General features: G+C 63.6%; 21 protein-coding genes. 8 read left to right on the forward strand and 13 right to left on the reverse strand.

What is annotated here, in order from left to right:
* The first annotated feature begins 116 nt into the window (after nt 1-116).
* The gene (locus ACF8MI_RS25300) at nt 117-1,313 is read left to right on the forward strand and encodes a cyanate transporter (protein ID WP_060499276.1); all 1,197 of its coding nucleotides are present in this window, start codon (nt 117-119) and stop codon (nt 1,311-1,313) included.
* Here the strand turns inward: ACF8MI_RS25300 and ACF8MI_RS25305 are convergent.
* The 7 genes from ACF8MI_RS25305 to glcD all read right to left on the reverse strand — a co-directional run bounded on the left by ACF8MI_RS25305 (nt 1,306) and on the right by glcD (nt 9,783).
* The gene (locus tag ACF8MI_RS25305; RefSeq protein ID WP_200928543.1) at nt 1,306-2,739 is read right to left on the reverse strand and encodes a PLP-dependent aminotransferase family protein; all 1,434 of its coding nucleotides are present in this window, start codon (nt 2,737-2,739) and stop codon (nt 1,306-1,308) included. The genes ACF8MI_RS25300 and ACF8MI_RS25305 overlap by 8 nt on opposite strands.
* Before the next feature lie 81 nt (nt 2,740-2,820).
* Nucleotides 2,821-3,159, reverse strand: a complete 339-nt coding sequence (locus ACF8MI_RS25310; RefSeq protein WP_060499274.1) for a hypothetical protein — start codon at nt 3,157-3,159, stop codon at nt 2,821-2,823.
* Nucleotides 3,160-3,359: 200 nt separating this feature from the next.
* Complete coding sequence (locus ACF8MI_RS25315) at nt 3,360-5,531, reverse strand: malate synthase G (RefSeq protein WP_200928542.1); 2,172 nt, start codon at nt 5,529-5,531, stop codon at nt 3,360-3,362.
* Between the two features lie 64 nt (nt 5,532-5,595).
* The gene (locus ACF8MI_RS25320) at nt 5,596-5,994 is read right to left on the reverse strand and encodes a heme-binding protein (protein WP_060499272.1); all 399 of its coding nucleotides are present in this window, start codon (nt 5,992-5,994) and stop codon (nt 5,596-5,598) included.
* Entirely contained in the window at nt 5,987-7,222 is a 1,236-nt protein-coding gene (gene glcF, locus ACF8MI_RS25325) for a glycolate oxidase subunit GlcF (protein WP_200928541.1), read from the reverse strand. The genes ACF8MI_RS25320 and glcF overlap by 8 nt, the downstream gene beginning before the upstream one ends.
* Nucleotides 7,223-7,231: 9 nt before the next feature.
* Nucleotides 7,232-8,284, reverse strand: coding sequence for a glycolate oxidase subunit GlcE (glcE, locus tag ACF8MI_RS25330; protein ID WP_060499270.1), 1,053 nt, complete (start codon nt 8,282-8,284; stop codon nt 7,232-7,234).
* The gene (gene glcD, locus ACF8MI_RS25335) at nt 8,284-9,783 is read right to left on the reverse strand and encodes a glycolate oxidase subunit GlcD (protein ID WP_104835064.1); all 1,500 of its coding nucleotides are present in this window, start codon (nt 9,781-9,783) and stop codon (nt 8,284-8,286) included. The genes glcE and glcD overlap by 1 nt, the downstream gene beginning before the upstream one ends.
* A gap of 194 nt (nt 9,784-9,977) precedes the next feature.
* Here glcD and glcC point away from each other — a divergent pair, with 194 nt between their 5' ends.
* Complete coding sequence (gene glcC, locus ACF8MI_RS25340) at nt 9,978-10,742, forward strand: transcriptional regulator GlcC (protein WP_200928540.1); 765 nt, start codon at nt 9,978-9,980, stop codon at nt 10,740-10,742.
* 60 nt (nt 10,743-10,802) lie between these two features.
* Here the strand turns inward: glcC and ACF8MI_RS25345 are convergent, their stop codons facing one another.
* On the reverse strand, nt 10,803-11,120 hold the full coding sequence (locus ACF8MI_RS25345) for a DUF2388 domain-containing protein (RefSeq protein WP_016487609.1): 318 nt from the start codon (nt 11,118-11,120) through the stop codon (nt 10,803-10,805).
* Nucleotides 11,121-11,334: 214 nt separating this feature from the next.
* Here ACF8MI_RS25345 and ACF8MI_RS25350 point away from each other — a divergent pair, with 214 nt between their 5' ends.
* The gene (locus ACF8MI_RS25350) at nt 11,335-11,964 is read left to right on the forward strand and encodes a glutathione S-transferase family protein (protein ID WP_104835061.1); all 630 of its coding nucleotides are present in this window, start codon (nt 11,335-11,337) and stop codon (nt 11,962-11,964) included.
* A gap of 24 nt (nt 11,965-11,988) precedes the next feature.
* Here ACF8MI_RS25350 and ACF8MI_RS25355 read toward each other — a convergent pair whose 3' ends face one another.
* The 5 genes from ACF8MI_RS25355 to ACF8MI_RS25375 form a co-directional block, all read right to left on the reverse strand.
* Entirely contained in the window at nt 11,989-12,840 is an 852-nt protein-coding gene (locus ACF8MI_RS25355) for an RHS repeat-associated core domain-containing protein (protein ID WP_233458183.1), read from the reverse strand.
* 261 nt (nt 12,841-13,101) lie between these two features.
* Nucleotides 13,102-14,202, reverse strand: a complete 1,101-nt coding sequence (gene sfnR, locus ACF8MI_RS25360) for a sigma54-dependent transcriptional activator SfnR (protein WP_060499256.1) — start codon at nt 14,200-14,202, stop codon at nt 13,102-13,104.
* Between the two features lie 9 nt (nt 14,203-14,211).
* On the reverse strand, nt 14,212-15,399 hold the full coding sequence (locus ACF8MI_RS25365) for an acyl-CoA dehydrogenase family protein (RefSeq protein WP_200928538.1): 1,188 nt from the start codon (nt 15,397-15,399) through the stop codon (nt 14,212-14,214).
* Nucleotides 15,400-15,408: 9 nt separating this feature from the next.
* Nucleotides 15,409-15,969 (reverse strand): FMN reductase, encoded by a 561-nt coding sequence (gene msuE, locus ACF8MI_RS25370; protein ID WP_016711107.1) that lies wholly within the window; start codon nt 15,967-15,969, stop codon nt 15,409-15,411.
* A 253-nt stretch (nt 15,970-16,222) separates the two neighbouring features.
* The gene (locus ACF8MI_RS25375) at nt 16,223-16,813 is read right to left on the reverse strand and encodes a TetR/AcrR family transcriptional regulator (protein ID WP_104835054.1); all 591 of its coding nucleotides are present in this window, start codon (nt 16,811-16,813) and stop codon (nt 16,223-16,225) included.
* Nucleotides 16,814-16,897: 84 nt separating this feature from the next.
* Here ACF8MI_RS25375 and ACF8MI_RS25380 point away from each other — a divergent pair, with 84 nt between their 5' ends.
* The 5 genes from ACF8MI_RS25380 (at nt 16,898) to ACF8MI_RS25400 (ending at nt 23,523) form a co-directional block, all read left to right on the forward strand.
* Nucleotides 16,898-17,647 carry an SDR family NAD(P)-dependent oxidoreductase gene (locus tag ACF8MI_RS25380; protein WP_060499253.1) on the forward strand — a complete coding sequence of 250 codons (750 nt, stop codon included), beginning with the start codon at nt 16,898-16,900 and terminating at the stop codon, nt 17,645-17,647.
* Nucleotides 17,640-18,395, forward strand: coding sequence for an SDR family oxidoreductase (locus ACF8MI_RS25385; RefSeq protein ID WP_200928537.1), 756 nt, complete (start codon nt 17,640-17,642; stop codon nt 18,393-18,395). The genes ACF8MI_RS25380 and ACF8MI_RS25385 overlap by 8 nt, the downstream gene beginning before the upstream one ends.
* A gap of 157 nt (nt 18,396-18,552) precedes the next feature.
* Complete coding sequence (locus tag ACF8MI_RS25390) at nt 18,553-20,628, forward strand: hydantoinase/oxoprolinase family protein (protein ID WP_200928536.1); 2,076 nt, start codon at nt 18,553-18,555, stop codon at nt 20,626-20,628.
* 24 nt (nt 20,629-20,652) lie between these two features.
* Complete coding sequence (locus ACF8MI_RS25395) at nt 20,653-22,317, forward strand: hydantoinase B/oxoprolinase family protein (RefSeq protein WP_060499250.1); 1,665 nt, start codon at nt 20,653-20,655, stop codon at nt 22,315-22,317.
* A 3-nt stretch (nt 22,318-22,320) separates the two neighbouring features.
* Nucleotides 22,321-23,523 carry a pyridoxal phosphate-dependent aminotransferase gene (locus tag ACF8MI_RS25400; RefSeq protein ID WP_200928535.1) on the forward strand — a complete coding sequence of 401 codons (1,203 nt, stop codon included), beginning with the start codon at nt 22,321-22,323 and terminating at the stop codon, nt 23,521-23,523.
* The last annotated feature ends 14 nt before the right edge of the window (nt 23,524-23,537 follow it).

Consider the following 23,537-nt stretch of genomic DNA (forward strand, 5'->3'; position numbering starts at 1 on the left):
CAGGAGGCCAATCGACCATTCAGGTGGCCACTGACAGGCATCCAATCTCTTCATTTCTGCCAGGCTGACCGAGCCGGGATAATGGCCGGGTCTTGCTACAAGAGAACCGATTCACAATGAGAGCTGCGTTGAACCTGTTGCTGGTGAGTCTGCTGGCGCTGAACTTGCGGCCGATCCTGACCAGTATCGGCCCGTTACTCGAACCTATGCGTGCCAGCACTGGCCTGGGCTACCAGCAGGCCGCCTTGCTGACGGCGTTGCCGGTGCTGTGCATGGGGCTGGTACCGTTGCTGCAACCCTGGCTGCGGCGCTGGATCAGCGAGCATGGCGGCATGCTCGGTGGCCTGGCTGCGATCGCCCTGGCCTGCCTGTGGCGCCTGCAACTGGACAGCGCCTGGGCGTTGATTGCCAGTGCGGTGGTCGCGGGCCTGGGCGTGGCGGTGGTGCAAGGCATGATGCCAGGGTTGGTCAATCGATGGTTCCCTGGGCGGCTGGCCGGGGCGATGGGCCTGTATTCGGCGGCACTGATGACGGGCGGCGGCCTGGCGGCCGTGCTTGGGCCACATATCAGTGGCCACTTCGGCCACTGGCAGGCCGGCCTGGGCCTGTGGGCAGCCCCGGCAGTGCTGGCGGTGCTGGCCTGGGTCGTGCTGCGCCCACGTCAGGAAGCACCGAAGCTGGCGGGCGCTGCGGGTGGACACTGGTTCGGCACCCGCCGGGCGTGGTTGCTGGCCTTGTACTTCGGCCTGATCAATGGCGGTTACACCAGCATGGTGGCCTGGTTGCCGGCCTACCATATCGAGCACGGCGGCAGTGCCCAGGGTGGCGCTGACCTGGTCGGCCTGATGACCATTTTCCAGGTGGCTGGCGCGCTCGGCCTGCCACTGCTGCTGCGGCGCTGGGCAGATCGGCGTCCAGGCCTCTGGCTGGCGCTGGCGATTCAGCTGGCGGGTTTCCTCGGCCTGCTATTGGCCCCCACGGTGGCTGCAGGACTGTGGGTCGCCATGATCGGCTTTGGCCTGGGCGCCTGCTTCAGCCAGAGCCTGACGCTGACCCTGGAACACCTCAAGACGCCTGCCGAAGCCGGCAGCCTGGCGGCATTCGTACAGGGGATCGGCTTTATCATCACCGGTATCGTGCCGTACATCACCGGCTGGTTGCGTGACGTGAGTGGCGACTTCCAGGCATCGTGGATGCTGCTGACCGTGACCGTGATGGCGATGCTGCTGGTAACCGCCTGTTTCAACCCGCGTGGCTATGCTGCGGCCATCGCGCGCCCGCCCGCGGCGGGCAGGGCCGCGCCGGTCAGCTGAGGCGTTGCAGGGTATCGCGCACCCGGTCCAGTGCCGGGTCGATGTCCAGCAGCTCGATAGCGCCAAAGCCCAGCAAAAGCCCCGGGCGTACCGGTGTTTCGCTGAAGAACGGCGCCAGCGAATACAGGCCCACCTCCACCTTGCGCGCCAGGTTGGCCAGCAACTCGACATCGACCCCGGGCTTGGCCAGCGCGCTGAGGTGGAAGCCCGCGCTGGCAGGGATGGCGCTGAACCACGGTGACAGGTCGCCGCCCAGGCGCGCCAGGATACGTTCGCGGCGGGCGCTGTAAACCTCATGGCAGCGGCGGATGTGCTTGTTCAGGTGGCCTTCGCCCAAAAAGCGCGCCAGCGCCCACTGCAGCAAGGTCGGGCTGTGCCAGTCACTGAGGTGCTTGGCCACGCAGGCCGCCTGCAGCACGGCAGGCGGCAACACGGCATAGCCCAGCCGCAGCTCGGGCAGCAACGTCTTGGAAAAGGTCCCCACATAGGCCACCAGGCCATGGCGGTCGAGGCGCTGCAATGCGTCCGCTGCCGGCCCGTGGTAACGGAACTCGCAATCGTAGTCGTCTTCGATGATCAGCGCGCCCAGCTCAGCCGCCCGGGCCAGCAGGGCGTGCCGACGTGGCTCGCTCATGGGCATGCCCAGCGGGAACTGGTGTGACGGCGTTACATAGATCAACCGGGTGCCATCGGCGATGTGCTCGACGCGCAGGCCTTCATCATCCACCGGAACGGACTGCACGCGCGCACCAAGGGCCAGGAACAGTTGCCGGGCGGGTGGGTAGCCGGGGTCTTCCATGGCCACTTGGCAACCGGGTTCCACCAATACCCGGGCGATCATGTCCAGCGCTTGCTGGGCGCCGTTGCACACCAGCAGGTCGGCTGCGCTGCAGTGCACGCCGCGGGCGTAGGCGATGTGGTGGGCAATGGCCTCGCGCAGCTCCGGCAGGCCCTGGGCCGGAAACTGCCGCTCGGGGTGGCGCTGGCTGCGGCGCAGGGCGTAGTTCAGGCAGCTGCGCCACTGGTCGAAGGGGAACTGTGCCTTGCTTGAAGCACCACCGATAAAGTCATAGCGGGAGGGCGCTTGCAGCTGGCGTTGGCCGAGCACGGTGGCGTGCTGCTGCCAGCGCTCGAGGGACGCGGCGCCGGCCAGGGGGATGGTGGTGGATTCATGGCTACGCAGCGGTTGGCGCGGCGTGATGAAAGTGCCACGGCCGACCACACCGCTGAGCAGGTTGTCGTAGGTAAGCCGCGAATAGGCCTCGGCCACCGTCTTGCGCGACACGCCCAGTTGCTCGGCCAGCAGGCGGGTGGGTGGCAACTGGGTGCCGGCGGTCAGGTGGCCACTGTCGATACCGGCGCGCAGTTGCTGATAGAGCTGGTCGGCCAAGCCTTTGCGGCCCTCCAGGCGAATGTGCAGTTCCATGGGGCGGTCCGGAGCGGGGGAGTGCTCAGGATAGCGGATTGGCCAGGGAAGGGCATGGGGCTGCAAAGCAGCCCCATAATCTCAGAGCCGGGCTGTACTCACCGTGATATAGCCCTTGTCGGCCACTGCGATGCGTATCACCGTTTCATCCGCTGGCGCCTTGCGGTTGCGCTTGATGCGCACGCCATCGACTGCGGCCGCTTTCAGGTGTTCCGCAATGGCCCGCCCGTTCGGGTCGAAGAACACTTCGCTGGCCAGCAACTCGATACGCTCGATCAGTTGCCGGGAGTGTTCGTCGGTGGCGCAGAAGAACATCACCCCCGACAGGTGCGGATCCTCTTCGGGGTTGCGGATGTCATGGGCCAGCATTTCGCACAAGCTGCTGCGCAGTTCGGCAATGGAGCGGGCGTAAAGGTGCATACGGAGCCTCCTCTGGATCGCGACCTTGCGTTTTCCAGTGCCGATCTTGTTTTTTGCGTGCAGAGGCAGCAAGTAGGACGCTTCCGGAAAGGTTGTGGGAAATTTCTGAAGACGCCGGAATGCCACCCCTGACTGGCCGGTGGCAGATGTTTGCTGCCGGCGCGACACAAGGCCGCGCCAGCAACACCGCGCAGCTTGGGCTAGCGTTGAACCTGCTGCTTGAACCTCAACCGCCAGCCATGCAGCAACGGCTCGGTATAGCCATTGGGCTGCTCGCGCCCCTTGAACACCAGCGCTCGGGCGGCGCGAAACGCATGCGATGCCTCGAAGTTGGCCGCCATTGGCCGGTACGCCGGGTCCCCGGCATTCTGTTGGTCTACCACCTTGGCCATGCGTTGCAGCGTGGCCTCGACCTGCTCGGCACCCACCACGCCATGGTGCAGCCAGTTGGCGATGTGCTGCGCTGAAATGCGCAGGGTGGCGCGGTCCTCCATCAGGCCCACATCGTGGATGTCCGGTACCTTGGAGCAGCCGACCCCTTGTTCGACCCAGCGCACCACGTAACCGAGGATGCCTTGGCAGTTGTTGTCCAGTTCAGCCTGGATATCGTCGGCACTCCAGGGCCGCTCGGGGCTGACCGGTACGCTGAGAAGGTCGTTCAGCAATGCGTCGCGCTGGGCGTTCCGGTTGGCTGCTTCCAGCGCCTGCTGTACCCCTGCCACGTCTACCTGGTGGTAATGCAGCGCGTGCAGCGTTGCGGCCGTCGGCGAGGGCACCCAGGCGGTGTTGGCACCGGCCTTGGGCTGGGCAATCTTCTGTTCGAGCATGGCCGCCATCAGGTCGGGCATGGCCCACATGCCCTTACCGATCTGCGCCTTGCCGCGCAAGCCGCAGGCCAGCCCCACCCGCACGTTGCTGCGCTCGTAGGCCTGGATCCAGGCACTGCTTTTCATGTCGCCCTTGCGCAACATGGCACCGGCTTCCATGGCGCTGTGCATCTCGTCCCCGGTGCGGTCGAGGAAGCCGGTGTTGATGAACACCACCCGTGATGCCGCACTGGCGATGCAGGCTTTGAGGTTGACGCTGGTGCGCCGCTCTTCGTCCATGATGCCCATCTTCAGGGTATTCGCGGGCAGGCCCAACAGGGCCTCGACGCGACCGAACAGCTGGTCGGCAAAGGCCACTTCGGCCGGCCCGTGCATTTTCGGCTTGACGATGTACAGGCTGCCTTCGCGCGAGTTGCCTCGGCGCTTGAGGTCGTGCAGGCCAATCAGGCTGGTGACCACGGCATCGAGGATGCCTTCCGGAATTTCCCGGCCATCGCGGTCGTGGATCGCCGGGTTGGTCATCAGGTGGCCGACATTGCGGATGAACAGCAGCGAACGGCCCGGCAAGGTCAGCGGCTGGCCGTTTGCCCCGTGATACTGGCGGTCGGCGGCCAAGGTGCGGCTGAAGGTTTTGCCGTCCTTGCTGACCTGTTCGCTGAGATCGCCTTTCATCAGGCCCAGCCAGTTGCGATAGACATTGACCTTGTCGTCGGCATCGACGGCTGCCACTGAATCTTCGCAGTCGATGATGGTGGTCAGTGCGGCTTCCAGCAGGATGTCCTTGACCCCGGCCAGGTCCTGCTGGCCGATGACGTTGGCCGGGTCGATCCGGATTTCGAAATGCAGTTGGTGGTGCTGCAGCAGGATCGCCGTTGGCGTGTTCGGCTCGCCTTGGTAGCCACGCATTTGTGCGGGGTTTTGCAAGCCAACCTGGCGGCCATCGGCCAAGGTGACCTGCAGTGCGCCCTGGTTGATCGCGTAGGCCTTGACGTCGCTGTGTGAGGCGCCGGCAAGCGGGGCTGAGGTATCGAGGAATTGCCGGCCATAGGCAATCACCTTGGCGCCGCGCACCGGGTTGTAGCCTTGGCCGCGCTCGGCACCCGCGGTTTCGGCGATGGCATCGGTGCCATAGAGGGCATCGTACAGTGAGCCCCAGCGGGCGTTGGCGGCGTTGAGGGCGTAGCGGGCATTGCTCAGTGGCACGACCAGTTGCGGGCCGGCTTGTACGGCGATCTCGCGGTCGACGTTGTGGGTGCTGATTTGCACGTTTTCGGGGGCATCCACGAGGTAGCCGATGCCTTGCAGGAAGTGCCGGTAGGCGGCCATGTCGCGGATCGGGCCGGGGTGCTGGCGGTGCCAGTTATCCAGTTCGGCCTGCAGGCGCTCGCGTTCGGCAAGCAGGGCACGGTTTTGCGGGGCCAGGTCGTGGACCAGGGTGCTGAAGCCTTGCCAGAAGGAGGCGGCTTCGATGCCGGTGCCGGGGAGGACTTCGTTTTCGATGAAGCGCTGGAGGATGGGGGCGATCTGGAGTTGATGGTTTGGCATTGTCTGTCCGCTCGGTGTTCAGTCTGCTCGATATGTGTTGCCCGCGAAGAGGCAGGTACAGGGCTCAGAGGGCCGCCGCCCCGACCTTGGCGACCTGGGCATCCTGCTCGGACTTGACCCCGGACACCCCAATCGCACCCACCACCTGGCCCTCCACCCGCAACGGCACGCCACCTTCCAGGCTGGTGAGCAGCGGTGCAGTGACAAATGCAGTACGGCCACTATTGACCATCTCTTCGTAATCCCGTGTTTCCTTGCGCCCCAGCGCAGAGGTCCGGGCCTTTTCCACGGCGATGTAAGCACTGGCTGGCGCACAGCCGTCCATGCGCTCCAGGGCCAGCGGGTGACCTCCGTCGTCAACCACGGCGATGGTCACGTTCCAGTGCTGGACCAAGGCTTCCTGGCGGGCGGCGGCCAATACGCGGGCGACTTCGGCCTGGCCGATCACGAACTTGCTATGCATGGGGGTTCTCCGGGTTCAAGGCTGCTTCGACAATTTCTATCCAGTGGCGTACCGGCGTACGCCCGGCCCCGTCGAGGTGGGCCTGACAGCCGATGTTGGCGGTGGCGATGACGTGCGGTTTGCCGCTTTCCAGTGCGTTGAGGCGGTTGTCACGCAGTTGCAGCGACAATTCGGGCTGGGTCAGCGAATAGGTACCCGCCGAGCCGCAGCATAAATGGCCGTCCGGCACAGTGGTGAGGTTAAAGCCCAGGCGCGTCAGCAGTGCTTCTACCGCGCCGCCCAGCTTGAGGGCATGTTGCAAGGTACAAGGGCAATGGAAGGCCAGGCGCTGTTCGGCGCACAGGCCCAGTTGCTCGACCGGCTCATCGCGCAGTACTTCTACCAGATCGCGGGACAGGGCGCTGACCCGCGCGGCCTTGGCGGCGTAACGGGGGTCGTTTTCCAGCAGGTGGCCGTAATCACGCACGAATGCGCCGCAGCCGCTGGCGGTTTGCACAATGGCCTCGGCCCCCGCTTCGATGGCGGGCCACCACGCGTCGATATTGCGCCGCGCACGCTGCAAGCCTTGCTCTTGGGCATTGAGGTGGTAGTCCACCGCGCCACAGCAGCCGGCCTGGTGGATCGGCTGCACGCTGATGCCCAGGCGGTCCAGCAGGCGCGCGGCGGCGGCGTTGGTGTTGGGCGACAAGGCCGGCTGCACGCAGCCTTCGAGCATCAACACCCGCCGTGCATGGCGTGGTGCCGGGCGCTGGCCGGGTGCGACTACCCGTGCCGGCAGTTTGCGTTTGAGTGTGGCCGGCAGCAGCGGGCGCAGGGCCTGGCCGCCACGGGTCAGGGCCTTGAACAGCGCCGGGCGTGGCACCACGGCTCGTAGGCCCTGGCGCAGCAGGCGCTGACCGAGCGGGCGCGGCACCTGTTGTTCGACCACGGCGCGGCCGATGTCCAGCAGGTCGTGGTACTTCACCCCTGAGGGGCAAGTGGTTTCGCAGTTGCGGCATGTCAGGCAACGGTCCAGGTGCAGTTGCGTGCTGGCCGTGATCGGCTCGCCTTCGAGCAGTTGCTTGATCAGGTAGATGCGCCCGCGCGGGCCGTCCAGTTCATCGCCCAGCAACTGGTAGGTCGGGCAGGTGGCGGTGCAGAAACCGCAGTGTACGCAGGACCGCAGGATGCTTTCTGCCTCGTCGGCGCGGGCCAGGCGTCGGGATGCTTCACTCAGGTTGGTTTGCATGGTCTGGCCTCACAGGTTCGGGTACAGGCGGCCAGGGTTGAACACGCCCTGGGGGTCGAGCTGTTGCTTCAGCGTCTGGTGGTAGCGCATCAGTGCCGTGGGCAGCGGCGGGCTGCTGTCTGCGCTGGCGGCGTAGCAGGTGGCGTGGCCGCCAACGTTGGCGACCAGGTCGCGAATGGCCTGGGCCGGTGCGCTGGACGTGAGCCAGCGCTGCGCTCCACCCCAGTCGATCAATTGCTGGCCGGGCAGGTCCAGCTCGCCAGTGGCGTTGGGCAGTGACAGGCGCCACAGCGGTGCAGGGCTGTTGAAGAATGCCAGGCGCTGCTCGCGCAGGTCGCTCCAGAACCGGCTGTCGAGGGTTGCGCCGCCCAGTCGCTGGCGTGCCGACTGTACCGAACCTTCACCGCCTTCCAGGCGCAGGTACAGTGCTTCGCCGTCATGGCAAGCCGCGCTGATCGGCAGCGGCTGCTGGCCCCATTCGGCCAACTCGGCCAGCGCCTCATGCCTGCCCATTGGCAGGCGCAGGCTCAGGCATTGGCGCGGCCGGGGCAGTACTTTCAACGAAACCTCGGTCAGCAACCCCAGGCAACCGAAGCTGCCCGCCATCAGCCGTGATACATCGTAACCGGCCACGTTCTTCATCACTTCGCCACCAAAGCGCAGCAACTTGCCGTGGCCGGTGATCACCCGCGTGCCGAGCACGTAGTCACGTACCGACCCGGCCCATGGCCGCCGGGGGCCAGACAAGCCGGCAGCGACCATGCCGCCCAAGGTGGCGTCCGGGCCCAGGTGTGGCGGTTCACAGGGAAGCATCTGGCCGGCTTCGTGCAGCGCCGCTTCGATCTCGCGCAGCGGTGTGCCGGCGCGGGCGGTGAGCACCAGTTCGGTCGGGTCGTAGCTGACGATGCCACGGTGGCTGCGGGTGTCGAGTACTTCGCCAGCGACAAGGTTACCCAGCATGGCTTTGCTGTTACTGCCCTGGATACGCAGCGGTGTGCCTTGGTTCAGCGCCTGGCCGACCTGCTCCAGCAGGGCCTGGCTGTTGTCGCGGTCCATGCTCATCAGAAGCGCTCCAGCTCGGGGAAGGGCAGTTGCCCATGGTGCACATGCATGGCGCCGAACTCGGCGCAGCGGTGCAGGGTGGGGATGTTCTTGCCGGGGTTGAGCAGGCCCTGCGGGTCGAAGGCGGCCTTCACCGCGTGGAACAGGGTGATTTCGTCGCTGTTGAACTGCGCGCACATCTGGTTGATTTTTTCGCGGCCTACGCCGTGCTCGCCCGTGATGCTGCCGCCTACCGCCACGCACAGTTCGAGGATCTTGCCGCCGATGGCTTCGGCGCGCTCCAGCTCACCTGGCAGGTTGGCATCGAACAGGATCAGCGGGTGCATGTTGCCGTCGCCGGCATGGAACACGTTGGCCACGCGCAGGCCGTATTCCGCGGACAGGTCACTGATGCCCTTGAGTACCCGTGGCAGTTCGCGACGCGGGATGGTGCCGTCCATGCAGTAGTAATCCGGCGAGATGCGCCCTACCGCCGGGAAGGCGTTCTTGCGCCCGGCCCAGAAACGCACGCGCTCGGCTTCGTCGCGGGCCAGCCGTACCTCGCGGGCCCCGGCTTGCGCCAGCACGGCGGCCACCCGTTCACAATCGTCATGCACATCGGCCTCGACCCCATCCAGCTCGCACAGCAGGATGGCCGCTGCGTCCACCGGGTAGCCGGCATGAATGAAGTCTTCGGCGGCGCGGATGGCCAGGTTGTCCATCATCTCCAGGCCGCCGGGAATGATACCGGCAGCGATGATTTCGGCGACTGCCCGGCCGGCGTCCTCGACACTGTCGAAACTGGCCAGCAGCACCCGCGCCACCTGGGGCTTGGGGAGCAGCTTGACGGTAACTTCCGTGACGATGCCGAGCATGCCTTCGGAGCCCGTGAACAGTGCCAGCAGGTCGAAGCCCGGGCTGTCCAGGGCATCGCTGCCGAGGGTCAGGCGTTCTCCTTCCACCGTGAGGATTTCCACCTTGAGCAGGTTGTGCACGGTCAGGCCGTATTTCAGGCAGTGCACGCCACCGGCGTTTTCCGCGACGTTGCCACCGATGGAACAGGCAATTTGCGAGGACGGGTCTGGTGCGTAGTACATACCGTGGGGTGCCGCCGCTTGGGAGATGGCCAGGTTGCGCACGCCGGGTTGCACACGGGCGTAACGGCCCTGTGGATTGACCTCCAGAATGCGGTTGAAACGCGCCATTACCAGCAGGATCCCCTTGGCCAGCGGCAGAGCGCCACCCGACAGGCCGGTGCCGGCACCACGGGCCACCACGGGTACACCGCGCTGATGGCAGAGCCTGAGCAAGGCCTGCACCTGCTCCAGGCGCTCGGGCAGCACCACCAGCAGCGGTACCGTGCGGTAGGCCGAGAGGCCGTCGCATTCGTAGGGTTTGAGGTCTTCTTCGCGGTACAGGATATCGATGTCTGGCAGGGCCTTGCGCAGCGCATGCAACAGGTCCGCCTGGTCTACGGTGGGCAGCGCGCCATCGACGCGTTCGTCGTACAGGATATTCATCGGCTCACTCGGCAACGTTTTTGTTGTTGTTGGCAAAGCGGTCACCGTTGCAGCCTGCGCGTGCCAGCGGCCCGGGTCGAGTACGTCGTTCACTGGTCCTACCAGTTTTTCTGTAAAGGGCTGGTTATTGACGGCTTTGACTGGCTAGATTGGAACCATCGGTCGAAGTGGTCCTACCAGTGGGAGAGGGCGTGATGGGTGCTGAAGGCAAAGCCAAGGTCGCTGACCAGGTGGCCGAGCGGGTGGAACGGCTGATCGTTGACGGCGTACTCAAGGTGGGCCAGGCCTTGCCTTCGGAGCGGCGGTTGGTGGAGAAACTGGGGTGTTCACGCTCGGCACTGCGCGAAGGGCTGCGCATTTTGCGGGGGCGCGGCATCATCGATACCGAACAAGGGCGGGGTTCGTTCGTCGCCGACCTGACAGGGCAATCGGGTGCCACACCGTTGATGCATTTGTTTGGCTCGCAGCCGCGTACGCTTTTCGACTTGCTGGAAGTGCGGGCGTTGCTGGAGGCCGAATCGGCGCGGCTGGCGGCGTTACGCGCCACTGAGGTTGACCGCTTGCTGATTCGCCGGCGCTACGAAGAAATGCTGGCCGCGCACGAGGTACCCGACGCGATCGATGCCCGTGAACATGCCCGTCGCGACCACGCGTTCCACCGGGCGATCAGTGAGGCGTCACACAACCCGGTGCTGGTGCATACCTTGCAATCGCTCAGCGACCTGACCTTGAGCACGGTGTTTGCCTCGGTCAACAACCTGTATTGCAGGCCGGCGCAAAAGCGCCAGATCGACCGCCAGCATGCACGGTTGTATCAGGCGGTGATGGAGCAGTTGCCGGAGCAGGCGCAGCGGGCGGCGCGCGAGCATATCAACGGAATACGCGACAGTTTGCGGGAGATCGAGCAGGAAGAACAACGGTTGGTCAGGGCGATCATGCGTATGGATGGGTGGGGATGATCTAATACTGTGCCGGCCCTTTCGCGGGCTTGCCCGCGAAAGGGCCGGTGCAGGCTTATCTCAATGGTCAGCTATACGGTCATCCTGCGACAGAATGGCCCGGGCCAGTTCTTCATCATTGGCTTGCAACCCAGGGTGGTCCTTGCGGGCCTGTTCCAGCGCCGACTCCACATAGGCGCCACGGATAGCCCCACCGCTTGCGACGAAGGCAGAAAGTTCATCGCGTGCCGGGATGATCCGTTTATCGTCCTTGAAGGTCGAGTAAAGCGAAGCGGAAACACCGGCCGAGGTGGCGACGTCGCCCGCATCGACGCGGGCCAGGGCAGCACCGGCAGGCAGCAGGAGCAGCAGCGCAGGAGCGAGGAGTAGGTGGCGCATGTCGTGTTCTCCAGTAGCGTGAAGCCCAAGGGAATAAACCACTCAGTGTTTAAGAAAGCACGGAGTGGTTTATTCCCTTGGGAGGCGTGGAGATTACTGCGGCCGTTGCGTCGTCACGCATTGACCAGGCCGGCGATGGCGTGATCTTCTCTGTCTGGGGGCTATTAGCGGTATCGCCCGGCACGATCATTCAAAGAAAACTGAAGGTCCCGTCATGCCCGACTACAAGCTGCATTGCTTCGCTGAATCCGGAAATGCCTACAAAGCCGCGCTCATGCTTGAACTCACCGGTCAGGCCTGGCAGCCGGTGTTCGTCGATTTCTTCAACGGCCAGACCCGCGAGCCAGGCTGGCGCGATGAGGTGAACGAGCAGGGCGAGGTGCCGGTGCTGGAGCACGCGGGCAAAACCTTCACCCAGTCTGCGTTGATCCTGGACTACCTTGCCGAACAGACCGGCCAGTTCGGCCCGCGTGATGAAGACGAAAAACGCGAGATCTGGCGCTGGATGCTGTTCGACAACCACAAGTTCACCAGCTACTACGCCGCGCTGCGCTTTCTGTTTTGCCTGAAGAAAACGGGGGAAACGGACGTGACGCGGTTCCTGCGTGAGCGTGCCACGGCGGCTTACCGTATTGTCGATGCGCACCTGGCGAAGACGCCGTTCATGGTTGGCGGCCGGCTGACCATCGCCGACCTGTCGTTGGCAGGGTATGTGTTCATGCCGGAGGATACGGGCATTCCGTTGGCTGAGTTCACTCATATCGAGGCGTGGAAGGCGCGGATCGAGGCGCTGCCGGGGTGGAAGCATCCGTATGAGCTGATGCCGCGGACTGTATCCGCTTGACAAAGCATTGTGGCCGTTGCGTGATCAGCGGCCTGATTTTACAGGATCCCTGATACCGTGAGCGTTGGTATAAATGGGGAAGAATTTCTGTAGTCCAAAAGAAAATTTATCACCAAATGCCTTATCAAGCTGAGGTAATGGTTTGGGGCCGGGTAACCGTACGTATCTAGACGTGTAGGAGTTGCTGCTGGTGTCGAAATAAGTTTTACCTATGATTACGTCGCCAGGTGCTCGAACAGGTGTGTTGGTGGTACGTGCAATCTCTGCAGCAAAGTGTTTTCCGGTATAACATGAAATAAAAATAATTTCACTAAAGTTATTGGTGTCGATGGATGAGTTGTTCAGTAGGCTAGGAAATTCTTTGGCCGTATAAGCGTCGTCGGCAAAATAGACCTTTTTGCCATCGGGATCGTCATGCAGATTAACCAATAGCTTAGGTTCTTTTGCTTTGGGTTGGGTAGCAAAAAAGCCCATTGGCTTTTTTTCGGTAGGATCGAGTTTGAGGGCTACAAGGTTTTTATAGTATTTATATTGGTGGTGGCCGTCGGGGTCGTAGCTGTTGACAGGATCGTTATGCGTATACGCGTACGCGCTGACACCCCCTTGGCCGAACGGGCTAATGTCATCCGCGGCCTGAAATCGCTTCAGGGTGGGAGAGTACCAGCGATAGCCCTGGCCTAATCCGTAATTACCGGTAAACGGGTCGGGATATTCACCATTGAATCCGACACTCACCTGTTGCTTATGGAGGGCGAATCCGAAGGGCGTATAGTTAAGGTGTACTATTTTTTCAGGTGAAAGAATAGCTGTCGGCGTATTCATCATGGTGCTGGCTACAAGATTGGGATAAAGCTGGGGAGAGTGCTTGATAGCCAAGGTAAGCCGGCCGTAACTCAATGCTCGGGTGGAAGCGACCTGGCTAATCCGTGTACATGCCACATTGTGTTGATAGAATATTCGCATCTGGTTATGCCTCTCAGATGATCGAGCATAAAGCGTCGTGCGTTACATTCGCTACTGACAAAAATGACAGGTATGGATAAGCTGCTCCCACAGACTGGACCAATGCCGGAGCCGTGCGCTGCACCTGTAGGAGCGGCTTTAGCCGCGAAGAGGCCAGCGCAGGCACTGCAAGATTCAGATCGACAACCGCACTACCCGGTTGTCCAGCACCTGCTGCTCTTGCCCCCGCCGCTTGTTCACCACCAGCTCGCCAATGGCAATCAGGCGCGTGCGCGTGATGTTGCGCGACAAACCCAGCAACTGCGCGGTATGCACCTGGTTGTAATGGCAGAACCGGTAGGCCGAGCGCAGCAGGGCATTTTCCACCTTTTCGTACAGATCGCCCGGTTGCTCCTCGTACAGCCGGCTGAACGCCCGCTGCAACAAGTCGTCCACACCATTGCCCGCTGGCTCTTCCTCTTGCCGTTCGATGCGCAGGTTTGACAGGCGCAGGTCCTGTGCCTGCACCGTGCCGTCGCCGCAAGTGAGCAAGCTATGGTGAATCACGTTTTCCAGTTCGCGGATATTGCCCGGCCAACTGTACTCCACCAGTTTGGCCTGGGCCTTGGCGCTCAGTTCTACTGGTCCGTACCCCAGCCGGTCGCTGTAGCTGCGGATGAAGTGCCGGGCCAGCGGCAGGATGTCACCCGGGCGGTCGCGCAGCGGGTGCAACTGCAAGGTCACCACGTTCAGGCGGTAGTACAGGTCTTCACGGAAATGCCCGGCGTTGATGGCCTTTTCCAGCTGCACGTTGGTTGCGGCCAAGACCCGCACATTGATCGGGATGCTCTTGCGCGACCCTAGCCGCACCACCTCGCGCTCTTGCAGCACGCGCAGCAGCTTGACCTGGATTGGCAGGGGCAGGTCGCCGATTTCGTCGAGGAACAGCGTGCCGCCATTGGCTTCCTCGAACCAGCCGGCCTTGGCCGCCAGGGCGCCGGTGAAGGCGCCTTTTTCATGGCCGAACAGTTCGGCCTCCACCAGCGACTCGGAGAATGCCCCGCAGTTGACTGCGACGAACGGGCCGTTGCGCCGGCCGCTGAGGTTGTGGATGTGGCGTGCGACCAGCTCCTTGCCCGTACCGGTTTCGCCGATGATCAGGACGCTGGCCTCGCTGGGGGCGACCTGTTGCAAGTGGGCGAGCAGCGCCTGCGATCTGGGGTCTTCGAAGACCTGTGCGGTCGCCCTGATCGAGGTAGCCAGTGTCGGTGACGGGGGGAGGGTCAGCAGTTGCATGGGCAATCCTCAGGAATAGAAGGATGGGGCAGGGCGCTTGTCGTTGAGGGCCCACTCGCCGAGTTCGTGGATGCGGTAGTCCACCGGATCGTGCAGGGTTTGTGTGCGAAGGTTGCGCCAATGGCGGTCGAAGCGCAGCGCGGCATGGGTGGCGCGCGCGCCGGTGACTTCGAACAGGCGGTTGCAGATGTCCAGGCCGTGGCGGCTGGCGGCGACCTTGGCGGTGCCGATGGCCAGGGCCAGGTCGCCGCGCTCTTCCGCCGTGAGGGCATGTTCCTTGGCCCAGGCGGCATCCAGCTGGCGTGCGGCCCGTTCGATCAGCAGACGCACGCTTTCAAGGCCAACCCAGAACTCGCCGTAATGGCGCAGCACGTAAGGGTCTTCGGCAGTGCTGGCGGCGCTGGAGCGGAACCACGGCCGGCTTTCCTTGAGGGTGTACTGGCGGGCTTCTTCGAAGGCGCCTTCGGCAATGCCGAGGAACAGGTTGGCGAAGTGCAGCTGGGCAATCAGCGGGCGCAGGGCGGCGAACGGAGTGCTCAGCGGGCCTGGTTCAAGCAGCAGTTCGTTGTGCTCTACCCGTACCCGCTCGAACGTGGCGCTGCCGCTGTCGGTCTGGCGTTGACCGATGTTGTTCCAGTCGCTGTGCAGGCTGATGCCGGTGCGGCCACTGGGGATGGCGGCAATCAGCAGCTTGCCGCCGGCACGTTCGTCCACAGCCGAGGCGATGAGCATTTCCGAGTCGCTGGCACCGGAGCAGAAGCTTTTCTTGCCCGAGAACTCGCACCAGCCATCGAGGTGCTTGACCACGGTGCGGGTGTCCAGCGGGTTCAGGGCATTGCCCCAGAACCACTGTTTGCGGGCGGTCTGTTCGAACCAGGGCTGCCATTGGTCGGGGCGTGAGAACAGGCGCACGGTAGCCAGCATCAGGTGGTGAAAGCCGAACACATGGGCAATGGAGTTGTCGACCCGCGCGAACTCGCGCACCACCGCGAACGTGTCGTGCCAGTTGGCGCCCTGGCCACCGAAGACCTGCGGGATCACCAGCGACAGCAGGCCGCTGTCACGCAGGGCATCGCGCTCGGCTTTCGGCGTGCCGCCGCGCTCGTCGCGTTCGACGGCGGTCTGGGCAAACTGCCCGGCCAGTTCGCGGGCAATCGCCAAGGCCGGGCGCAGCGGGGTATTCACAGGTGCATTCATGGCCGCTCCTCAGGCGCTTTTACGCAGTGCGTGGTGGGCGCCGAACAGCGGCACGGCACGCTCTGCAGCCAGGCGGATACGGGCGGCGAGGGCATCGCTGGACACGCGGTAGTCGGCCAGTTCTGCCTGGCTGGCGAACACGCCGATGGGCAGGGTCAGGGCTTGCAGGAAGCTGAACAGCGGGCGCAACTGGTGGTCGAGCACCAGCGCATGGCGCTCGCTGCCGCCGGTGGCGGCGAGCAGAACCGGGGTGTCGACCAGAGCGTCCTGGCCGATCAGGTCGAACAGGTGCTTGAAGTGGCCGGTAAAGCTGCCGCGGTACACGGGGGTGGTCACGACCAGCAGGTCGGCCTTTTCCACCAGGCGCAGTTGCTGCTCGACGGTGTCGGGCAGTTCGCTGCGCCACAGGGCGCTGCCCAGTGGGCGGGCGATGTCGCCCAGTTCGATCAGGTGCGGCTTGATGTGCAGGTGCTCGGCCAGTTCGGCGAGGATCGCCTCGGTCAGGGCCAGGGTGCGTGACGGGCGGGAAGTGCCGCCGGACAGGGCTACGACGTTCAGTGGGGTGCTCATGGGCAGGTCTCCGGTTCGGGTTGAGCGGGGGACTTTGCTTGAGCAATCGTCGTGCCGGGTTCTAATGTTCTTCTAAATCAACACGTTATCGCGTTAGCAGGTTTGCGTCGCTGTTGCCGGGCGGGCGTTTCGTGTTGATTGGGTGTTGCGCTGCGAACAGTTGGCCAGGTGTTGGCGGCTGTGCAGTGGAGAGAGTTATAGAGGATTATCTTTCATTAAAAAAAGAATAAGAATTCATATTGTTATGCATTTTTTATCGATAGGCCGCGGTCTTGCCGGTACCGACAATGCCCTGTACGAACGTCACCAGTTGATCCCTCGCGGTGGTCACGCTTCCCCATTGCGCCTGCCCGCACAGCAAACCCAGCACGGCATGGGCAATCGACCGCGCTCGGCGTGCCGGCAGCCCGCATTCTGCGGCGACAATGTCACTAAGCAGCCCGCTGTATTGCAGTTTCAACTGTTCGATTTGCAACAGTTGCTCTGTGTTCAGGTTCATGGCTTCCCGCGTCAGCAACACCAGTTTGTCGGGGTTGGCCTGGCTATACGTCACGAAGGCCTGCACAAAGCACGGCAAGCGTTCACGGGTGGTACGGGCACCTTTGAGGCATTGTCGGGTTTCATACAGCAGGTCGGTCAGGCTCGACTCGATCAGCTCGAACAGCAGCGCCTGTTTGCTCTCGATGTGGTGGTACAGCGAGCCGGCGCGCAGGCCCAGGTGGCTGGCCAGGTCACGCAGGCCGATGGCCTGGTAGCCATGGCTGGCAAACAAGGCGCTGGCCGCATCCAGCAAGCGGTCCCGAGCGTGCGGGGTGGGGACGGGCGAGAAGCTGGAAGCGGGCATGCAAGCACCTGTCGGCGAATTGATGTTTGACCAAATGTAAGACAACAGGCATCTTACGTAAAGACTCAATCGCGGAGGTGTTTTGTGGAAAATCAAACGGTGGTGATTGTAGGTGGTGCCTCGGGGCTGGGCCTGGAAACAGCCCGGCTGATGGTAAAACGTGGTGCCGGCAAAATCGGCCTGATCGACCGCAACGAGCAATTGCTGGTACACGCTGCAGAAGAACTGCGCGGGCAGGGTGTAGAAGTGGCAATCGCAGTAGGCGACATTGCCCGCAAGGACACCGCCCATGCGGCCTTCGCCCAGATCGTCGAAGGCTTGGGGCGGGTGCATTGCCTGGTCAACAGTGCGGCCATCTACCCGCGCAAGGACATCTTCGAGATCACTGACGACGAGTGGGACCTGGAGAACGCCGTCAACATCAAGGGCACCTACCACATGATGGTCGCCGCGGTGCGCCACATGCAGCAGTACGTGGCGGCCCCGGCGGTGACCGGGCGTATCGTCAACGTGACGTCGGTGGACGCCTTCAAGGCCCACCCGCAAAACGCCCACTATGCCGCCACCAAGGCAGCGGTGGTAAGCCTGACCAAGTCGTTCGCCCAGGCCTGTGCCAAGGACCAGATCCTGGTCAACTCGGTAGCCCCGGCCGGTTTTGCCACCGAGCGCGCCAAACAGCTGGGCTTCCTCGGCGAGCTGGCGGCAGCCAACCCGCTGGGCCGTGCTGCGGAACCGGCAGAAATCGCCGAGTGGATCGTGATGATGGGCAGCAGCCGCAACAGCTATGCCACCGGTGAAAACGTGATTGTCAGCGGGGGTTACATCTATGCCTGAAGTCGCATTCCCCGAGGGCTATCAGCGCGCGCTGGTGACCGGGGCTACCAGCGGTATCGGCAAGGCCATCGTACTGGCGCTGCGTGATGCCGGCCTGCAAGTGATTGCCGTGGGGCGCAGCCCTGAGGCGTTGGCCGAGCTGGCTTGCGAGCCGGGTGTGACCACCTTGCAGGCGGATGTGCGTGATTACCGTTCGCTGGCTGCCGCGCTGGAAGGGCAAGCGGTGGATGTGCTGGTCAACAACGCGGGCATTCTGTCCACCCGGGCGGCATTCCAGGACATCGACGAAGCCGAAATCGACAACATGCTCGACATCAACCTCAAGGCGCCGTTGCACCTGGCGCGCCAGGTGCTGCCAGGCATGGTCGGGCGGGGCAGGGGGCACCTGTTCTTCATAGGTTCCAGTGCTGGCCGAGCGCCGCACCCGGGCGCAGCGGTGTACGGTGCGTCCAAGGCCGGGGTTAGCCTGTTCTGCGATGCCTTGCGCTGTGACCTGTTGGGCAGCGGCGTTCGGGTGACCGAGATAGCCCCGGGCCGGGTGCAGACCCAGCTGTACAAGACTGCCATGGGCTTGCAGGCGGCAGGCAGTGAGCTGTATGACGGTTATGAATCGATCCAGCCGGTAGATATCGCCCAGCTGTTGCTAGCGGCGCTGAAGATGCCGCGGCAAGTGGATGTGTCGCGGTTAGAAGTGTTCCCCACAGCGCAGGCGGTGGGTGGCGGGCGGATGGTCAAGACGGCTGGTTGATCTGGCAGTTGTGTTGCCTGTGCCCGCTAAGAGGCCAGCGCAGGCAATGCAGATTTGAGCAAATAGGTGCTTGACCACCTGTAAGACAACATATAACTTACATGAAGACCGCCCCAACCGGTCGAGACAACTACAAAGCATTGCAGGGGATATGACGATGACTGCGACATCATGCCGGGTCGGCGTGGACATAGGCGGCACCTTCACCGATATCGCGCTGGACGTGAACGGCGTGCTGCATTCGACCAAGATCCTGACCGACTACGAGTTGCCTGAACGGGCCATCCTCACCGGCGTGCGCCAGGTGGTGGAGCAGGCGGGCTTGGCCTTGTCGGACATCGACCAGTTGATCCACGGCACCACCCTGGCCACCAACGCCCTGATCGAGCGCCGTGGCGCGCGCACCGCCTTCATCACCACCGAAGGCTTCCGGGACACACTGGAAATGCGCACCGAAAACCGTTTCGAGCAATACGACATCAACATCGCCCTGCCGCCGCCACTGATCGATCGTGAACACCGCTACACCTTGCGTGAGCGCCTGAATGTCAAAGGCCAGGTGCTGATCGCTCCTGCGCAGGCCGAGGTCGATGCCCTGGTCGAGCGCATTGCCGAAGGCAACTACGAAAGCGTTGCCATCGGCTTCATTCACAGCTACGTCAACGGTGCCCACGAACGCCAGTTGCGCGATGCCCTGCAGGCGCGACTGCCGCAGTTGTCGATTTCCATTTCCAGCGAAGTCTCGCCGCAGATGCGCGAGTTCGAGCGCTTCAATACCGTGTGTGCCAACGCTTACGTCAAGCCGCTGATCAAGTCTTACCTGGACCGCCTGGTGGTGACCCTCAAGCAGGAAGGCGCCCATTGCCCGGTATTCATGATCCACTCCGGCGGCGGCATCATCTCGGTGCAAAGCGCCGCTGAGTTCCCGGTCCGTCTGGTGGAGTCCGGCCCGGCCGGTGGCGCCATCTTTGCGGCCGACATCGCCCGCCGCTACCAGCTGGAGAACGTGCTGTCGTTCGACATGGGGGGCACCACGGCGAAAATCTGCCTGATCGAACACCAAGTACCGAAAACCGCGAAAACCTTCGAGGTTGCCCGCACCTACCGCTTCAAGAAGGGCAGCGGCATGCCGATTTCCATCCCGGTGGTGGAAATGGTCGAAATCGGTGCTGGCGGCGGCTCCATCGCCAGCATCGACAGCATGCGCCAGATTCGCGTGGGCCCGCACAGTGCGGCCTCCGAGCCTGGCCCTGCCTGTTACGGCCGTGGGGGCCTGGAGCCGACCATCACCGACGCCAACCTGCTGCTCGGCCGCCTGGATGCAGACAACTTCGCCGGTGGCGCGCTGCGTTTGTCCACCGACAACGCGGCCAACGCCATGGCCCGGGTCATCGGCCAGCCGTTGGGCATGCAGGCCGACACCGCAGCGTTTGGCGTGTGCGAAGTGGTTGACGAGAACATGGCCAACGCCGGCCGTGTGCATGCGGTGGAAAGCGGCAAGGACATTGCCGACTACACCATGATCACCTTTGGCGGTGGCGGCCCGCTGCACGCTGCACGGCTGTGCGAGAAAATGGGTGTGGCACGCTTCATCGTCCCGGCGGGTGCCGGCGTGGGTTCGGCGATCGGCTTCCTGCGTGCGCCATTCGGCTACGAGGCCGTACGCAGTGCGTTCGTACGCTTGTCCGAGTTCGAGGCCGCGCAGGTCAATGATCTGATCGACGAGATGAAAGCCGAATCGCTGGGCTTTCTGCGCCAGGGCATGCCGATCGGTGAGCCGGAAATGGACTGCACGGCGTTCATGCGCTACGTGGGCCAAGGCTGGGAAATCCCGGTTGCCTTGCCATTCAAAGCCTTCAGCGCTGCCGACACGCTAGCGTTCAAAGCCCGTTTCGAAGAAGCCTACACCCGCTTCTTTGGCCGCCCCATCGAAGGGCCGGACATCGAGATCGTCAGCTGGTCGGTCAAGGCCAGTTCGCCCCTGCCACCTGTCACGCAGGTTGAAGAGGTGGGCGCCGCCTACCGCGCCCATGAGATTTCCCGCCGCCAGGTGTTCGACGTGGCCGCCGGTGGTTTTGTCGAAGCCGGCATCCACCCGCGCGAAGAGCTGCAAGTCGGTGCCCGTGTCGACGGCCCGGCGATCATCGTCGAGCGCGAAACCTCGACCTTCGTCACCTCCAACTTCACCGCCACGGTCCAGCCAGACGGCTGCCTGCTGGTCGTGCGCCGCTAACGCCTGAATTCGGAAGCCAGAACCATGAGCGATACGTTGATCGACATTCAAATGCAGGTGATGTGGAACCGCCTGGTCTCGGTGGTCGAAGAGCAGGCCCTGACCCTGATCCGTACTGCCTTCTCCACCAGTGTGCGCGAAGCCGGCGACCTGTCCGCCGGGGTGTTCGACCGAGCCGGCAACATGCTGGCCCAGGCCGTCACTGGCACCCCTGGCCATGTGAACACCATGGCCGAGGCGGTGGTGCACTTCATCAATGACATCGGCGAGGACAACATTTTCGAAGGCGATGTCTACGTGACCAACGACCCGTGGAAGGGCACTGGCCACCTGCACGACATCACCATCGTTTCGCCGTCCTTCTACAAGGGCAAGCTGATCGGCTATTTCGCCAGTACTGCGCACGTGGTCGATATCGGTGGCCGGGGCTTCGGCCCCGATGCCCGCGAAGTGTACGAAGAAGGCTTGTTCATCCCGATCATGAAGTTGTTCGAGCGCGGCAAGGTCAACCGCGACCTGATCAACATCCTGCGCAACAACGTGCGTGAGAGCGACCGGGTAGTGGGCGACTTCTATGCGCTGTCGGCGTGCAACGAAACCGGCCACAAGCGCCTGCTGGACATGCTCGAAGAGTTCAAGCTGGACGACCTGGAGCACATTGGCGGGTTCATCCTCGAACACAGCCGTCGCGCTACCCTGGAATGCTTCAAGTCGCTCCCCCACGGCACCTTCAGCAACAGCATGACCCTCGACGGCTACGATGTGCCGGTAACCCTGGCGGTGACCATCACGGTTGGCCCCGATGGTATCAAGAGCGACTTTACCGGCACCTCGGGCATGAGCCAGTTCGGCATCAACGTGCCGCTGGGCTACGCCAAGGCTTATGCCTGCTATGGCCTCAAGTGCATCGTCGCGCCGGAAATCCCGAACAACACCGCTTCGCTGGCGCCGTTCGACGTCACCGCGCCCGAAGGCTGCATCCTCAATGCCAAGCACCCGGCGCCGGTATCGGTGCGCCATGTGCTGGGCCATTTCGTACCCGACCTGGTGCTCGGCGCGCTGCACAAGTGCCTGCCAGGCAAAGTGCCGGCCGAGGGTGCCAGCGCCCTGTGGAACCTGCACCTGAGCGTGCGCCCGCTGGAGAGCAACCCCAACGGCCGCAACGCCGAGATGCTGATGTTCAACAGCGGCGGCATGGGTGCCCGCTCGGCGATGGATGGCCTGAGCGCCACGGCGTTCCCCAGCGGCGTGCACACCATGCCGGTGGAAGCCACCGAGCATGCCGGCCCGGTAGTGGTCTGGCGCAAGGAACTGCGCGAAGGCTCTGGCGGTGCCGGACAGTTGCGCGGTGGCCTGGGCCAGGAAATCGAAGTCTCGGCGGCCGAAGGCTACAGCTTCCGCTTCAGTGCCATGTTCGACCGTATCCAGTACCCGGCACGCGGCCTGGAGGGCGGCCAGGAGGGCGCCCAAGGTTTCGTTGGCCTGGATGACGGCAGCTTGCTGCGCGGCAAAGGCCAGCAATTCGTACCCGCTGAGCGCCGCCTGGTGCTGCGCCTGCCCGGTGGCGGTGGTTATGGCGACCCGCGCCAGCGCGACCGCAAGCAGGTTGAGCGCGATGTGCGTGCGGGTTACATCAGCGCCGAACAGGCACGTATCGACTACGGCTTTGACGCCGCTCAGGAGCGCTAGACGATGGACGTGCAAAGCAGCCGCGTGCGCGCGGTAAAAAGCTCGCCAAGCATGGCCGTGTCGGTACTGGCCAAGCAGATGCTGGCCAAGGGCGAACCGGTCATCAACCTGGCACTCGGTGAGCCAGACTACAACGTGCCGGCCCACGTGATCGAGGCGGCCTATCAGGCCATGCTGGCGGGCAACAACCACTACACCGGGCCCAATGGCCTGGAGGTGTTGCGCCAGGCCATCGTCGACAAGTTTGCCCGGGAAAACGATCTGGTCTATGGCCTGGACGAAATCTGCGTAGGCAACGGTGCCAAGCAGCTGTTGTTCAACGCCTTTCTGGCCACGCTCGAACCGGGTGACGAGGTCATCACCCCGGCGCCGTACTGGGTGTCGTACACCGACATGGCCATGCTCAACGGTGGTGTGCCCAAGGTCATCCCTTGCGGCGCCGAGCAGCGGTTCAAGCTCACGTCCGAGCAGCTGGACGCGGCCATTACCCCGCGCACGCGCTGGGTGATGCTCAACTCGCCGAACAACCCGAGCGGGGCGATCTTCACCCGTGAAGAGTTCGCGGCGTTGGGCCAGGTATTGGAGCGCCACCCGAACGTGCTGATCATCTCCGACGAAATCTACGAGCACATCGTGCTGGGCGATGAGCCGTTCGTGTCGTTCGTCACTGCTTGCCCGCAACTGCGCGAGCGCACCTTGCTGATCAACGGCGTGTCCAAGGCCTATGCCATGACCGGCTACCGCCTGGGTTACGCCGCCGGGCCGAAAGATCTGGTCGTGGCCATGAACAAGACCCAGTCACAAACCACCACCTGCCCGTCGAGCATTTCGCAGCTGGCCGCCGTGGCGGCGCTGAACGGGCCGCAGGACTTCGTGCGAGAGGCCAACCGTGAATACAAGGCGCGCGGCGCGCTGGTGGTGCAAGGCTTGGCGCAGATGCCGGGCTTGCAGCTGCAGATGCCGCAGGGCGCGTTCTATGCGTTCCCTGAGGTCAGTGCCTTCATCGGCAAGCGCACCCCGGATGGCCAGGTCATTGGCAACGATGCCGACCTGTCGACCTACCTGCTGCGTGTCGGCAAAGTCGCGACCGTGCCGGGTTCGGCGTTTGGCCTGGAGCCCTACATTCGTCTGTCGTTCGCCACGTCGCGGCAGGAACTGGAACAAGCCCTGGGGCAGTTGCGCGACGCGTTCGCGGCGCTGTCCTGAGCCCATCAAGCAAT

It is taken from the genome of Pseudomonas sp. yb_9 (genome assembly GCF_043103635.1).
Classification (GTDB): Bacteria; Pseudomonadota; Gammaproteobacteria; order Pseudomonadales; family Pseudomonadaceae; genus Aquipseudomonas; species Aquipseudomonas monteilii.